The organism is Embleya sp. NPDC050493 (assembly GCF_044458105.1).
Taxonomy (GTDB): domain Bacteria; phylum Actinomycetota; class Actinomycetes; order Streptomycetales; family Streptomycetaceae; genus Embleya.
Window position 1 is genome coordinate 579,674 of sequence record NZ_JBITHP010000001.1, and the last position, 12,371, is coordinate 592,044.

Genomic DNA, 12,371 nt, shown 5'->3' on the forward strand with positions numbered 1-12,371 from the left:
GCGACGGCTCGGTAAACTCGCCGCTCGTGACGTCCCAGCCTGTGCGCAAGCCCCGCATTCCGAACGTTCTGGCCAACCGCTACGCCTCCCCGGCGCTGGCCACGCTGTGGTCCCCCGAGCACAAGGTGGTGCTGGAGCGCCGCCTGTGGCTCGCGGTCCTGCGTGCCCAGGCCGACCTGGGCATCGAGGTGCCCGAGGGTGCGGTCGCCGACTACGAGCGGGTGATCGACCAGGTGGACCTCGCCTCGATCGCCGAGCGTGAGCGGGTCACCCGGCACGACGTCAAGGCCCGGATCGAGGAGTTCAACGCCCTCGCCGGCCACGAGCACGTGCACAAGGGCATGACCTCGCGCGACCTGACCGAGAACGTCGAGCAGTTGCAGATCCGCTCGTCGCTGGAACTGATCCGCGACCGCGTGGTGGCCCTGCTGGTACGACTGGCCGAACTGTCCGCGCAGCACGCCGAGCTGGTCATGGCGGGCCGCTCGCACAACGTCGCCGCGCAGGCCACCACGCTGGGCAAGCGGTTCGCCTCGGCGACCGACGAACTGCTGGTCGCCTACCACCGGCTCGACGACCTGATCACCCGTTACCCGCTGCGCGGCATCAAGGGCCCGGTGGGCACCGCGCAGGACATGCTCGACCTGCTCGGCGGCGACGAGGACAAGCTGGCCGAGCTGGAGGGGCGCGTCGCGGCGCACCTGGGCTTCGAGCACGCGTTCGTCTCGGTCGGCCAGGTCTACCCGCGCTCGCTGGACTACGACGTGGTCACCGCGCTGGTGCAACTGGCCGCGGCGCCGTCGTCGCTGGCCAAGACGATCCGGCTGATGGCCGGGCACGAACTGGTCACCGAGGGCTTCCAGCCCGGCCAGGTCGGCTCGTCCGCGATGCCGCACAAGATGAACACGCGCTCGTGCGAGCGGGTGAACGGCTTCACGGTGATCCTGCGCGGCTACGCCTCGATGGTCGGCGAGCTGGCGGGCGACCAGTGGAACGAGGGCGACGTGTCCTGCTCGGTGGTGCGTCGGGTCGCGCTGCCGGACGCGTTCTTCGCCTTCGACGGCCTGATCGAGACGTTCCTGACCGTGCTGGAGGAGTTCGGCGCGTTCCCCGCCGTGGTCGCCCGCGAGTTGGACCGTTACCTGCCGTTCCTGGCCACGACCAAGGTGCTGATGGCCGCGATCCGCGGCGGCGTGGGGCGCGAGGCCGCACACGAGGTGATCAAGGAGCACGCGGTCGCCTCCGCGCTGGCGCTGCGCGAGGGCGTCGAGCGCAACGAACTGCTCGACCGGCTGGCCGCCGACGAGCGGCTGCCGCTGGACCGCGCGGCGCTGGACACGCTGCTCGCCGACCGCCTGTCCTTCACCGGCGCGGCGGCGGCCCAGGTGGCCGAGGTGGTCCGACGCGTGGAAACGGTCGCCGCAAAGCACCCGGAGGCGGCGAAGTACCGCCCGGGCGCGATCCTCTAGGCCACAGCAAGATCCGCCGGACACGGCCTGGCCCCGGCGGCCGAACGACCGCGGGGGGGGGGGGGGGGGGGGGGGCGGGGGGGGCCCCCCCCCCGCCCCCCCCCCCCCCCCCCCCCCCCCCCCCCCCACGTCCACGGGTCGCCGTGGATACGCATCGATCGTCGAACGGTCGGCGAGGAGCCGTCGGATGATCGTCGATCCACGGGCCGCGGCTCAGATGCGTGCGACGCCGTCCCGGCGCGCGGCCTCGGCCACGGCCTTGGTCACCGCCGGCGCCACCCGCTCGTCGAACGGCGAGGGGATCACCTTGTCCGGGGAGAGTTCGTCGGCGACGACCGCGGCCAGCGCCTCGGCGGCAGCCACCTTCATCCCCTCGGTGATGCGCTTGGCGCGCACCGACAGGGCACCGGCGAACACGCCCGGGAAGGCGAGCACGTTGTTGATCTGGTTCGGGTAGTCGCTGCGCCCGGTGGCCACCACGGCCGCGTACTTGTGCGCGAGATCCGGGTCGATCTCCGGGTTCGGGTTGGCCATCGCGAAGATGATCGCCTGGGGCGCCATGGTCGCCACGACCTCCTCGGGCACCTTGCCCGCGGACACCCCGAGGAAGACGTCGGCGCCCTTCATGGCCTCTTCGATGCCGCCCTTGAGCTTGGCCCGGTTGGTCAGCTCGGCGATCATCCGCTTGATCGGCGTGAGGTCGTCCCGACCCTCGTGCACGATGCCCCGGCTGTCCACGACGCACAGGTCGCCGATGCCCGCCTCGATCAGGATCTTGGCGATCGCGATGCCGGCCGCGCCCGCGCCGGAGATGACCGCGCGCAGGTCGGCGAGCCGACGACCGGTCACCGTCGCCGCGTTGCGCAGCGCGGCCAGCGCGACGATCGCGGTGCCGTGCTGGTCGTCGTGGAAGACCGGGATGTCCAGCCGCTCCTGGAGCCGGCGCTCCACCTCGAAGCAGCGCGGGGCGCTGATGTCCTCCAGGTTGATGCCGCCGAAGGAGGGCGCGAGCCGGGCGATGGTGTCCACCAGCTCGTCCACGTCGGTGCAGGAGAGCGCGAGCGGCACGGCGTCGATGCCGGCGAACTCCTTGAACAGGATCGCCTTGCCCTCCATCACCGGCAGGGACGCGGCGGGCCCGATGTCGCCCAGGCCGAGCACGGCGGTCCCGTCGGTGATCACCGCGACCGTATTGGACACCCACGTGTAGTCGTGGACGAGTTCCGGGTTCTCGGCGATGGCCGTGCACACCCGGGCCACGCCGGGCGTATAGGCGAGGGACAGGTCGTCCCGATTGCGCACCGGGACGGTCGAGCGAACTTCCATTTTCCCGCCCCGGTGCAGGGCGAAGACCGGATCGAGTTCGTCCGTCGCCGTGCTGTCCGTCGGGATGATCTCCGCTGCCACAGTGACCCCTTTGTCGACATTGTCAGTAGAAGTGCAGCTCTCGAAGCGCGATCGCAGGCTGCATGCCTCAGCGACATCGGCGCTTCGTGCAGCGCACATGATCCGGCTGAGGTTACGGGGGTCACCCGTGACGCCGATTTTGGCACACCCCCCGAATGGGGGTACGCCGGGGCGATGAACCGATTACCACCTTTTTGTGATGGCGCGCCAGACCCCATCTCGCAACTGGCCCAGACGCTAGCGCCACGCGCAGTAGGCTGACAGTAACCGCCGCCACATCCGGCGCCTCAAAGCCGTGCGAACACGGGCGCGAAGGCATCCGGAAAGCATCCCGCCCGAGGTCGGGCCGGCACGCGCGACCGAAGGGCAGTCGTTGGATCTCTCCTCCTACGCCGAGCACGCGGTCCACCTGGTCAACACCGAGCAACCGGCGCGCGGCGAGGACCGGTTGCGCTCACCCGAGGACGTGCTGGCGCTGATCGCACCCGTTCGGCGCATCCCGCCCCGGGTGACGGATGCCGACGTGACCCGGCTGCGCTCGGTGCGCACCCGCCTGCGGGCGGTCTTCACGGACGCCGCGGCGGGCCGCGAGGCGGACGCCGTCGCCACCCTCAACGGCCTGCTCGCCGAATTCCCCGTGCACCCCCGGCTGACCGGCCACGACGCGAGCCCGTGGCATCTACATCTGGCGGGCGACGCGGTGGGTGCGGCGGAGGGCTTCGCGGCGATAGCCGGCATGGGCCTGGCCGTCCAGCTGACCGCACACGGCATCGACCGGTTGGGCGTGTGCCAGGCGCCGCCGTGCCGGAACGTCTTCCTGGACCTGTCCACAAATCGCTCCCGCCGGCACTGCTCGGATCGGTGCACCTCGCGCACCAACGTGGCGCTGTATCGGGCCCGACGCCGGGCCCGCGACCCGCAGCCGGAGCGACATACCTGACATTTGCGGGTTGGCGAGTGGTGGACTGTGGCACATGTACATCGACGGCGTGATCTCGAAGTGCGAAATTACCAAAGTCGGGTACACTACGTACTCGTCAAATCACATATCGTGACGTACCGTTCGAGTAGGCAGCCGCCTCGTTCGTTCCCGCACCCGTTCCCGCATCGGTGACGACAGTTGTCGGCCGGCGCGGTAGCGTCGCTGGGGTTCCCCCCGACATCGGTGGTGACCGCCCGGCGGCGGCCACCCACAGCAGCACCTTGGAGGTGAGGGTGTCCCAGCGATCCGCATACACGGCGGACGAAGCCGGCACCGGACAGCGTGACTTCGTCGAGGTCCGACTGCCTGCCGAAGGTGCCTATCTCTCCGTCCTGCGCACCGCGACGGCGGGCCTCGCGGCCCGCCTCGACTTCACCCTGGACGAGATCGAAGACCTGCGCATCGCGGTCGACGAGGCGTGCGCGATGCTGCTCGACCAGGCGGTGGCCGGCGGAGTCCTCTCCTGCGTGTTCAACCTGGTGGGCGACGCGTTGCACGTGACCGTGTCCGCGCCGACCACGGACGGCCGAACACCCGCGCGCGACACGTTCGCCTGGACCGTCCTGTCGGCTCTGGCCGGCGAGGTGGACGCGACGGTGAGCGAGGACAAGGTGGTCAGCATCAGCCTGCACAAGAAGCGCGGTGGCGGGCCGGAGCAGACGTGAGCAGTGGTGTTGAAGGCGCGGCCAACGAACCGCAGCCGAGCGCGGCCTCACCCGACGAGGCCGCCGGGCGCGGCCGAGGGGAGGGTGAGGGCATGGTGAGCGACGCGAGCATGACGATGGACGGTGGCATCGAGGCGGCCGGACCGGACGGACCGGCACAACCTGCCGGATCCGCCGGGCCCACGGGGCCGGCGGTGCCGAACCGGCGACGCGCCGGTTCCGAACGCCACGCCCACGACCGGGAGATCGCGCGCGGCCTGTTCGCGCAGCTCGCGGTGCTCGAATCGGATCCGCCAGCGCGGGCCGCGGTGCGCGATCGGCTGGTGGAGATGCATCTGCCGCTGGTCGAGCACCTCGCCCGCCGGTTCCGCAACCGCGGCGAGCCGTTGGACGACCTGATCCAGGTCGCCACCATCGGCCTGATCAAGTCGGTGGACCGGTTCGACTCGGATCGCGGGGTCGAGTTCTCGACCTACGCGACGCCGACCATCGTCGGCGAGATCAAGCGGCACTTCCGGGACAAGGGCTGGGCGGTGCGGGTGCCGCGCCGGCTCCAGGAGCTGCGCCTCGCGCTGACCTCGGCCACCGCCGAGCTCTCCCAGCGCAACGGCCGCTCCCCCACCGTGGCCGAGCTCGCCGTGCAATTGGGGATCTCCGAGGAGGAAGTGCTCGAAGGGCTCGAATCGGCCAACGCCTACAGCACACTCTCGCTGGACGTACCGGACACCGACGACGACTCCCCGGCCGTCGCCGACACGCTGGGCGCCGAGGACGACGCCCTCGAAGGCGTCGAATACCGCGAATCGCTCAAGCCGCTCCTGGAGCAGCTGCCGCCGCGGGAGAAGAAGATCCTGCTGCTGCGCTTCTTCGGCAACATGACGCAGTCCCAGATCGCGCAGGAGGTCGGCATCTCGCAGATGCACGTCTCGCGACTGCTCGCGCGCACCCTCGCGCAGCTGCGCGAGCGGCTGCTCGTCGAGGAGTGACACCGAGGCCGCGACGGCGGCCCCGGACCGATCTCGGTCCGGGGCCGCCGTCGTTCCGGTGCGTGCCGGGGCGCCGCCGGATCCGCGGGCGGCGGCCGGCTCAGGCCCGGTGGGCCTGGTGGCGCGCTTCGAGCGCGTTGTACATGCCGGGTGTCGCGAGGGCGGCGATGGTGACCACGCCCACGATCATGGTCAGGATGCCGATCACCAGCTGATCGGCCTTGATCAGGTACCACCCCATGCCGACCACGATCAGGTTGGCGGTGATCGCCGGCGATCGGCTCCAGCGCCGGCCGCGCAGCATGCCCACGAACACGGCGACTATCCCGGCGGCCAGGATCAGCAGGTAGATGCCGATCGCGACCCCCTCGGAGGCGTTGCTCGGATGGCCGAACTCGCTGCGGAAGGTCAGGTAGAGGGAGTATCCGAGGAGTGCGAACGCCTCGACACCGACCACCGCGGTGCAGATGCGCCAGGTGAGAGGGAGGGCCCCGGCGGGGCCCGACTGGTCCTGGGCGGAAGGGCTCTCGGTCACCCCACGACTGTAACCGGGGCCCGCGTCCCGGCGACCCACGGGAGCCCTACCCGCCGGTAGATACGCTGGTGTACATGCGCGCCCTTCTCGTCGTGAACCCCAAGGCCACGACCACCAGCGAGCGAACCAGGGACGTCCTGGCCCACGCGCTCGCCGGCGACCTCAAGCTCGACGTGATCGGCACCGAGCACCGCGGCCATGCGAGCGAACTGGCCCGACAGGCCGCGGACGACGGCATCGACCTGGTGATCGCCCTGGGCGGCGACGGCACGGTCAACGAGGTGGCCAACGGCCTGCTGGCATCCGGCCCGGCGCCGTCGCTGCCGGCGATGGCCGTGGTCCCGGGCGGCAGCACCAACGTGTTCGCGCGCTCGCTCGGCATGCCCAACGACCCGGTCGAGGCGACCGGCCTCCTGCTGGAGGCGCTGCGCGCGGGTCGCAGCCGGGAGATCGGCCTGGGCCTGGCCGACGAGCGCTGGTTCCTGTTCTGCGCCGGCCTCGGCTTCGACGCGGAGGTGGTCGGCAGGGTGGAGGAGCGTCGGGCCGACGGCCGGCGCGCGACGCCAGGGCTGTACATGCGCTCGGCGCTGCGCCGCTTCTACGGCGGGCGGACCGAGCGCAGGCACGGGCCGCTGACGCTGGAGGTGCCCGGCGCGGAGCCGGTCGAGGGAATCTGCCTGGGGATAGTGCAGAACACGGTGCCGTGGACGTTTTTGCGCAACCGGCCGGTGAATCCGTGCCCACAAGCGTCATATGACACCGGATTGGACCTCTTCGCGCTCACTCGGATGTCAACACTGCCCACATTGCGCCATCTGGCCCGGATGCTGGGCTCCACGGGTAATGCTCCACATGGGCGTCACGTCGTGTCCCTGCACGACTGCGATGCGTTCACTCTTCGGACTGAAGAACCTGTTTCTCTTCAGGTCGATGGGGACCATCTGGGAGAACATCGGAGTGTGACCTTCCGGGGGGTTCCCCGTGCACTGCGTGTGATTGTGTGAGTGGAAGGGCCTTTTGGCCTTTCACTCGAACGCAAATACCGGGTTCACCCCTTCGATGTAGTGGTGTGACCTAGTCGACACCGATGATTTAAAAAATCCTGGCCCAAGGGGGTTGTATCGGCGGCCGAGGTTTGTAAGGCTCTACGAGGCGGCAGGGACGTGGCCGAAAGGTCATCTTCACCGCCCGAATCCACTGCCAAACCTGGGGACCGACTCCGTCGGCCCCTTGCTTGTCGGGGGGTTCGTGAAAGCGTTCACATTCACAAGCCACAGCGGGGCCGGAAGCCCCCGCTGACCCACGAGGAGTTGGACCGCATGGACTGGCGCCACGTTGCTGCCTGCCGTGACGAAGACCCGGAGCTGTTCTTCCCGATCGGCAACACCGGTCCCGCTCTGCTTCAGATCGAGGAGGCGAAGGCGGTCTGCCGCCGTTGCCCCGTGATGGAGCAGTGCCTGGGCTGGGCTCTCGAGTCCGGTCAGGACGCGGGTGTGTGGGGCGGTCTGAGCGAGGACGAGCGTCGCGCTCTCAAGCGCCGCGCCGCCCGCAACCGCGCACGCGCCTCCGCCTGATCAGTACGACAGGCTGAACACTCCGGGGACTTGATCACCGGAAACACCAAAGCATTGCCAGCAGTTGCCCCGCCAGGGTCCGGTCGGACCAGGGCGGGGCAACTGCTTTCGGTGGTACGGACGTTTCCCGGCGCCGAGGAATTCGTCGGCCGACCGAATGCGGCCGGGCCTCAGCGGCGCTGCCGGATTTGCAGGTCCAACGTGACGATCGTGCCGCCGGCCGGATTGGGCACCATGTCGAAACGGCCCGCGAGTTCGCTGCCGACCAGGGTGCGGACGATCTGCAGACCGAGGTTGCCGGAGACCTGCGGGTCGAAATCCGCCGGCAACCCGATCCCGTCGTCGGTGACGGTGATCAGCAGGCGCTCCGCGCGCCGTTCCGCGTGCACCTCCAGGGTGCCGATGCGGTCGGTGTAGCCGGGATCCTCGAACGCGTGCTCCAGGGCGTTCTGCAACAACTCGGTCAGCACCATCGCCAGCGGCGTCGCGGTCTCGGCGATCAGTTCGCCGAAGTTCCCGTGCCGGGCGGTGCGGACCCGCACCGAGGACGCGGCGACCTCGGTGACCATGGACAACACCCGGTCGGCGATCTCGTCGAAGTCCACTCGCTCGTCCAGCGTCTGGGACAACGTCTCGTGCACGATCGCGATCGAGCCGACCCGGCGGACCGCCTCCTCCAGCGCGGCCCGGGCCTGCGGCGCGTCCATCCGCCGGGCCTGCAGGCGCAGCAGCGCGGCCACCGTCTGCAGGTTGTTCTTCACCCGGTGGTGGATCTCCCGGATGGTGGCGTCCTTGGTGATCAGCTCGCGCTCGCGCCGGCGCAGCTCGGTCACGTCGCGCAGGAGCATGATCGCGCCGATCCGCTGCCCGCGCGGCTTGAGCGGGATCGCGCGCAGCTGCACCACTGCGGCGGGTGTCTCCACCTCGGTCTCGCGCGGGGCCCAGCCGCTGGCGACCGCGGAGATGGCCTCGTCCACCGGGCCCTCGTGCGGCGCGAGTTCGGCGGTGATCCGGCCGAGGTGGCAGCCGACCAGGTCGGTGGTCAGGCCGAGCCGGTGGTAGGCGGAGAGTGCGTTCGGGCTGGCGTACTGCACGATGCCGTCCGCGTCGAGGCGGATCAGGCCGTCGCCCACACGCGGGGACGCGTCCATGTCGAGCAGTTCACCGGCGTGCGGAAACGTCCCTGCGGCGATCATCTGCGCGAGGTCCGCGGCGCTCTGGAGGTAGGTCAGTTCCAGCCGGCTGGGCGTGCGCGCGGTGAGCAGGTTGGTGTTGCGCGCGATGACGCCGATCACCCGGCCCTCCCGGGAGACCGGAATCGCCTCGACCCGCACCGGCACGTCGTCGCGCCACTCCGGGTCGCCCTCGCGCACGATCCGGCCCTCGTCCAGCGCGGCGTCGAGCATCGGCCGCCGCCCGCGCGGGACGAAGTCGCCGACCAGGTCGTCCTGATGCGAGGTGGCGCCGGTGTTCGGTCGCATCTGCGCGACCGCGACGTACTGCCCGTCGCTGGTGGGCACCCACAACACCAGGTCGGCGAAGGACAGGTCCGCGAGCAGTTGCCACTCGGACACGAGCAGGTGCAGCCACTCCAGGTCGGCGGTGGGCAGCGCGCCGTGGCGGCGGACGAGATCGTTCATGGAGGGCACACGCGCAGCGTACTTTCCATCGGGCCTGCGATCCTGGCCACCCCACGTCGCCGCACCTGTGAGGTATCGATGTCCACCGAATCGCCCACGCCCCGGCAGCCGCTCGGCGGCGGCGGTCACCCGCTCGACTGGCTGGACATCCGCGCGAAGGACCGGGTCGAGGCGGGTCTGCGCCGCCGGTTGCGGCCGCGCGAGGCGACGGCGAGCGGATTGGATCTGGCCGGAAACGACTACCTGGGCCTGTCCCGCGACGAACGGGTGGTCGAGGCGACGGTGCGGGCGGTGCGCACGTGGGGCGGCGGGTCGACCGGGTCGCGGCTGGTGACCGGGTCCACCGTGCTGCACGCCGAGTTGGAGGCGGAGCTCGCGGACCACATGGGCGCCGAGGCGGCGCTGGTGTTCTCCTCCGGGTACCTGGCCAACCTCGGGGTGATCGCCGGGTTGGTCGGCAAGGGCGGCCTGGTCGTCTCGGACGCGATCAACCACGCGTCGATCGTGGACGCGTGCCGGCTCTCCCGGGCCCGGGTGGCGATCACCGGGCACCGGGACGTGCCGGCGGTGGCCCGGGTACTGGCGGAACGGGCCGAGGAACGCGCCCTGGTGGTCGTGGACGCGGTTTTCTCGGTGGACGGGGACATCGCGCCCCTCGCCGAGCTTGCGGCCGTCACACGGCGATATGGCGCCGTTCTGCTCGTGGACGAGGCGCACGGGCTCGGCGTGGTGGGCCCGGGCGGCCGGGGCGCGGTACACGCGGCCGGGCTCGCGGGGGCCGACGACGTGGTGCTGACCGCGACGCTGTCCAAGGCGCTGGGCGCACAGGGCGGCGCGGTGCTCGGGCCCGCCCGGGTGATCGAGCACCTGATCGACGCGGCACGGCCGTTCATCTTCGACACCGGGTTGGCGCCGGCGTGCGTGGCGGCGGCGCTGGCGGCGCTGCGGATCCTGCGCGCGCAGCCGGGGTTGGCCGACGCGGTACGGGCGAACGCACGCGCGCTCTCGACGGGCGCCCGGGAGGCGGGTCTGCGGGTGACCGAGCCCGAGGGCGCGGTGGCCTCCGTGCTCATCGGCGAGGCGCAACTCGCCTTCGACACCGCGGCGCGCTGCGCCGAGGCCGGCGTCCTGGTCGGCTGCTTCCGACCGCCGTCCGTCCCGGACGGCATCTCCCGACTGCGCCTCGCCGCGCGCGCGGACCTGACGCCGGCCGACGTGGCGCGCGCGGTGGCGGCGCTGCGGTCGGCCACGTCGTGAGCGTCGCGGTACGCCGGATCGGGGCGCCGCGGTCGCGGGCTCGTCGGCGTCGGCGTCGGCGTCGGGGGCTCGTCGGCGCGGGGGCTGGGCGCACCGCGGTCGCCGTCTCGCGGGCGTGGTGATCGCCACCTCGTGGGCACCGCGGCCTGCCACCGCATGAGTACTGCGGTTCGCCACCCCGTGACCCGATAACCGCCCATATACGTGGCATGTCCCTCGACATTGGTCTAGACAACTAGGATTGGTCTGAACCAAAATGGGCGACGGCCTCCCGGCCCGCACCGGGAGGCCGCCGAACGTTCGGCCGCGTAGCGGTCCCGCAGGGAAGGAAGGGCACGCGTGGCCGGCATTGGGGCACCTCGCGTGCTTGTGGACGGGACGCTCGTCGGCCCCGCCGAGGTGGGTGTGGAGCAGGGTCGGATCACCGGCGTGACCGAGGGCCCCGGCGGCCCCGACGCCATCCGACTGCCGCACGGCGTGCTCACTCCGGGCCTGATCGACATCCAGCTCAACGGCGCGTTCGGACACGACTTCGTGGCCGCCGACTCGACCGCGTGGCGCGAGGTCGCCGCGAAGCTCCCGTCGACCGGGGTCACCGCGTTCTGCCCGACCTTCATCACCGGCGACCTGGACACGCTCACCGCGGCGCTCGTGCGGGCCGCCGAACTGCGCGCCAAGTTCGCCCTGGAGCCGATCTCGCGCGACCTGGGAGTGCACCTGGAGGGGCCGTTCCTGTCCCCGGCCCGGGTCGGCACCCACCCACCGCAGTACCTGCGCGAGCCCACCCCCGAACTGGTCGACCGCCTGCTCCTGGACGACACCGTCCGCGAGGCGCTGACCATGATCACCCTGGCGCCCGAACTTCCCGGTGCGCTCGAGGCCATTCGACGCATCGTCGCCACGGGGATCCGAGTCTCGGCCGGACACACGGACGCGACCGCCGCCGAGATGTCCGCCGCCGCGGACGCGGGCGCGACCATGGTCACCCACCTGTTCAACGCACAACGCGGCCTGGGTCACCGCGAACCGGGCGTGGTCGGCGCGGCACTGAGCGACCCGCGGCTGACCCCCGGCCTGATCGCGGACCTGCACCACGTGGTGGGCCCGGTCTGCTCGCTGGTCCTGCGCGTGGCCGGCGAGCGCACCGCGCTGGTCACCGACGCGATGGCCGCCGCGGGCATGCCCCCGGGCCGCTACCGCCTCGGCGACGTCGACGTGACCCTGGTCGAGGGCGACGTCCCGCGCAACCCCGACGGCACGATCGCCGGCTCCGCGCTGACCCTGGACCTCGCCGTCCGCAACCTGATCGCCCTGGGCAACCCCCCGGCCCGCGTCCTCACCTGCGCCACCCGAGTCCCCGCCGACGCGCTCGGCCGCACCGACCTGGGCCGCCTCGCCCCGGGCGCCGCCGCCGACCTGGTCTGGTGGAGCGACGACTGGCGGGTCCTCAAGACCTGGGTCGGCGGCGTGGTGGCGTACGAAGCGGACATCTGACCGCTCCCGCCACACCCCTCGCCGACAACCCACCGGCGTGGACCGTCCTTCCCAGGGCAGCCGCAGGACATGAACAAGACCGCCAAAGCGCTGCCCTATCGCCCGCTCGGCCTCCTCGCCGGAATCGGCGCGGGCCTGCTCGCCGGGAAGCTCGTCGACCGGGCATGGACGACCCTCACCGGCCGGGACAACCCACCCGACGCCTGGGAACGCGACCAGGGCTGGCCGGAAATCCTCCTCGCCGCCGCCATCGAGGGCGCCGTCTTCGCCATCACCCGCACCGCAGTCCAACGAGCAAGCGCCCTCGGCATCGAACAGGCCACAGGATCCTGGCCGAGGTCCTGACCCAAGCGCGGCGGCGG

12 protein-coding genes are annotated in these 12,371 nt (G+C 71.3%); 9 read left to right on the top strand and 3 right to left on the bottom strand.

All coding sequences use genetic code 11. The annotated features are described in order from the left end of the window. The first annotated feature begins 26 nt into the window (after positions 1–26). Complete coding sequence (gene purB, locus ACIBM5_RS02315; protein WP_391582178.1) at positions 27–1,469, top strand: adenylosuccinate lyase; 1,443 nt, start codon at positions 27–29, stop codon at positions 1,467–1,469. A gap of 213 nt (positions 1,470–1,682) precedes the next feature. Here purB and ACIBM5_RS02320 read toward each other — a convergent pair whose 3' ends face one another. Beyond that, on the bottom strand, positions 1,683–2,876 hold the full coding sequence (locus ACIBM5_RS02320; protein ID WP_396004964.1) for an NADP-dependent malic enzyme: 1,194 nt from the start codon (positions 2,874–2,876) through the stop codon (positions 1,683–1,685). A 373-nt stretch (positions 2,877–3,249) separates the two neighbouring features. Between ACIBM5_RS02320 and ACIBM5_RS02325 the strand changes: the two genes are divergently transcribed. The 3 genes from ACIBM5_RS02325 to ACIBM5_RS02335 all read left to right on the top strand — a co-directional run bounded on the left by ACIBM5_RS02325 (position 3,250) and on the right by ACIBM5_RS02335 (position 5,509). Then, positions 3,250–3,816, top strand: a complete 567-nt coding sequence (locus ACIBM5_RS02325) for a CGNR zinc finger domain-containing protein (protein ID WP_396004965.1) — start codon at positions 3,250–3,252, stop codon at positions 3,814–3,816. A 263-nt stretch (positions 3,817–4,079) separates the two neighbouring features. Continuing rightward, positions 4,080–4,523, top strand: a complete 444-nt coding sequence (locus ACIBM5_RS02330; RefSeq protein WP_391581152.1) for an anti-sigma regulatory factor — start codon at positions 4,080–4,082, stop codon at positions 4,521–4,523. Continuing rightward, positions 4,520–5,509 (top strand): RNA polymerase sigma factor SigF, encoded by a 990-nt coding sequence (locus ACIBM5_RS02335; RefSeq protein WP_391581151.1) that lies wholly within the window; start codon positions 4,520–4,522, stop codon positions 5,507–5,509. Before ACIBM5_RS02330 ends, ACIBM5_RS02335 begins: the two co-directional genes overlap by 4 nt. A 100-nt stretch (positions 5,510–5,609) precedes the next feature. On the opposite strand, the gene ACIBM5_RS02340 is transcribed toward ACIBM5_RS02335, so the two are convergent. After that, the gene (locus ACIBM5_RS02340; protein ID WP_396004966.1) at positions 5,610–6,044 is read right to left on the bottom strand and encodes a hypothetical protein; all 435 of its coding nucleotides are present in this window, start codon (positions 6,042–6,044) and stop codon (positions 5,610–5,612) included. Between the two features lie 74 nt (positions 6,045–6,118). Here ACIBM5_RS02340 and ACIBM5_RS02345 point away from each other — a divergent pair, with 74 nt between their 5' ends. Both ACIBM5_RS02345 and ACIBM5_RS02350 read left to right on the top strand, forming a co-directional pair. Continuing rightward, the gene (locus ACIBM5_RS02345; protein ID WP_396004967.1) at positions 6,119–7,048 is read left to right on the top strand and encodes a diacylglycerol/lipid kinase family protein; all 930 of its coding nucleotides are present in this window, start codon (positions 6,119–6,121) and stop codon (positions 7,046–7,048) included. Between the two features lie 315 nt (positions 7,049–7,363). Next, complete coding sequence (locus ACIBM5_RS02350) at positions 7,364–7,618, top strand: WhiB family transcriptional regulator (RefSeq protein ID WP_020557388.1); 255 nt, start codon at positions 7,364–7,366, stop codon at positions 7,616–7,618. Positions 7,619–7,788: 170 nt separating this feature from the next. On the opposite strand, the gene ACIBM5_RS02355 is transcribed toward ACIBM5_RS02350, so the two are convergent. Then, complete coding sequence (locus ACIBM5_RS02355; RefSeq protein WP_391581148.1) at positions 7,789–9,258, bottom strand: sensor histidine kinase; 1,470 nt, start codon at positions 9,256–9,258, stop codon at positions 7,789–7,791. Positions 9,259–9,336: 78 nt separating this feature from the next. Here ACIBM5_RS02355 and ACIBM5_RS02360 point away from each other — a divergent pair, with 78 nt between their 5' ends. The 3 genes from ACIBM5_RS02360 to ACIBM5_RS02370 all read left to right on the top strand — a co-directional run bounded on the left by ACIBM5_RS02360 (position 9,337) and on the right by ACIBM5_RS02370 (position 12,354). Then, positions 9,337–10,515, top strand: a complete 1,179-nt coding sequence (locus tag ACIBM5_RS02360; protein WP_396004968.1) for an 8-amino-7-oxononanoate synthase — start codon at positions 9,337–9,339, stop codon at positions 10,513–10,515. Positions 10,516–10,854: 339 nt separating this feature from the next. Beyond that, entirely contained in the window at positions 10,855–12,009 is a 1,155-nt protein-coding gene (gene nagA / locus ACIBM5_RS02365; protein WP_396004969.1) for an N-acetylglucosamine-6-phosphate deacetylase, read from the top strand. A 69-nt stretch (positions 12,010–12,078) separates the two neighbouring features. Further along, on the top strand, positions 12,079–12,354 hold the full coding sequence (locus ACIBM5_RS02370) for a DUF4235 domain-containing protein (protein WP_396004970.1): 276 nt from the start codon (positions 12,079–12,081) through the stop codon (positions 12,352–12,354). Positions 12,355–12,371 lie beyond the last annotated feature (17 nt).

Coding starts and splice junctions, on each gene's coding strand:
- ACIBM5_RS02345 (WP_396004967.1), top strand. CDS start 6,119: ATGCGCGCCCTTCTCGTCGTGAACCCCAAGGCCACGACCACCAGCGAG.
- ACIBM5_RS02350 (WP_020557388.1), top strand. CDS start 7,364: ATGGACTGGCGCCACGTTGCTGCCTGCCGTGACGAAGACCCGGAGCTG.
- ACIBM5_RS02355 (WP_391581148.1), bottom strand. CDS start 9,258: ATGAACGATCTCGTCCGCCGCCACGGCGCGCTGCCCACCGCCGACCTG.
- ACIBM5_RS02360 (WP_396004968.1), top strand. CDS start 9,337: ATGTCCACCGAATCGCCCACGCCCCGGCAGCCGCTCGGCGGCGGCGGT.
- ACIBM5_RS02370 (WP_396004970.1), top strand. CDS start 12,079: ATGAACAAGACCGCCAAAGCGCTGCCCTATCGCCCGCTCGGCCTCCTC.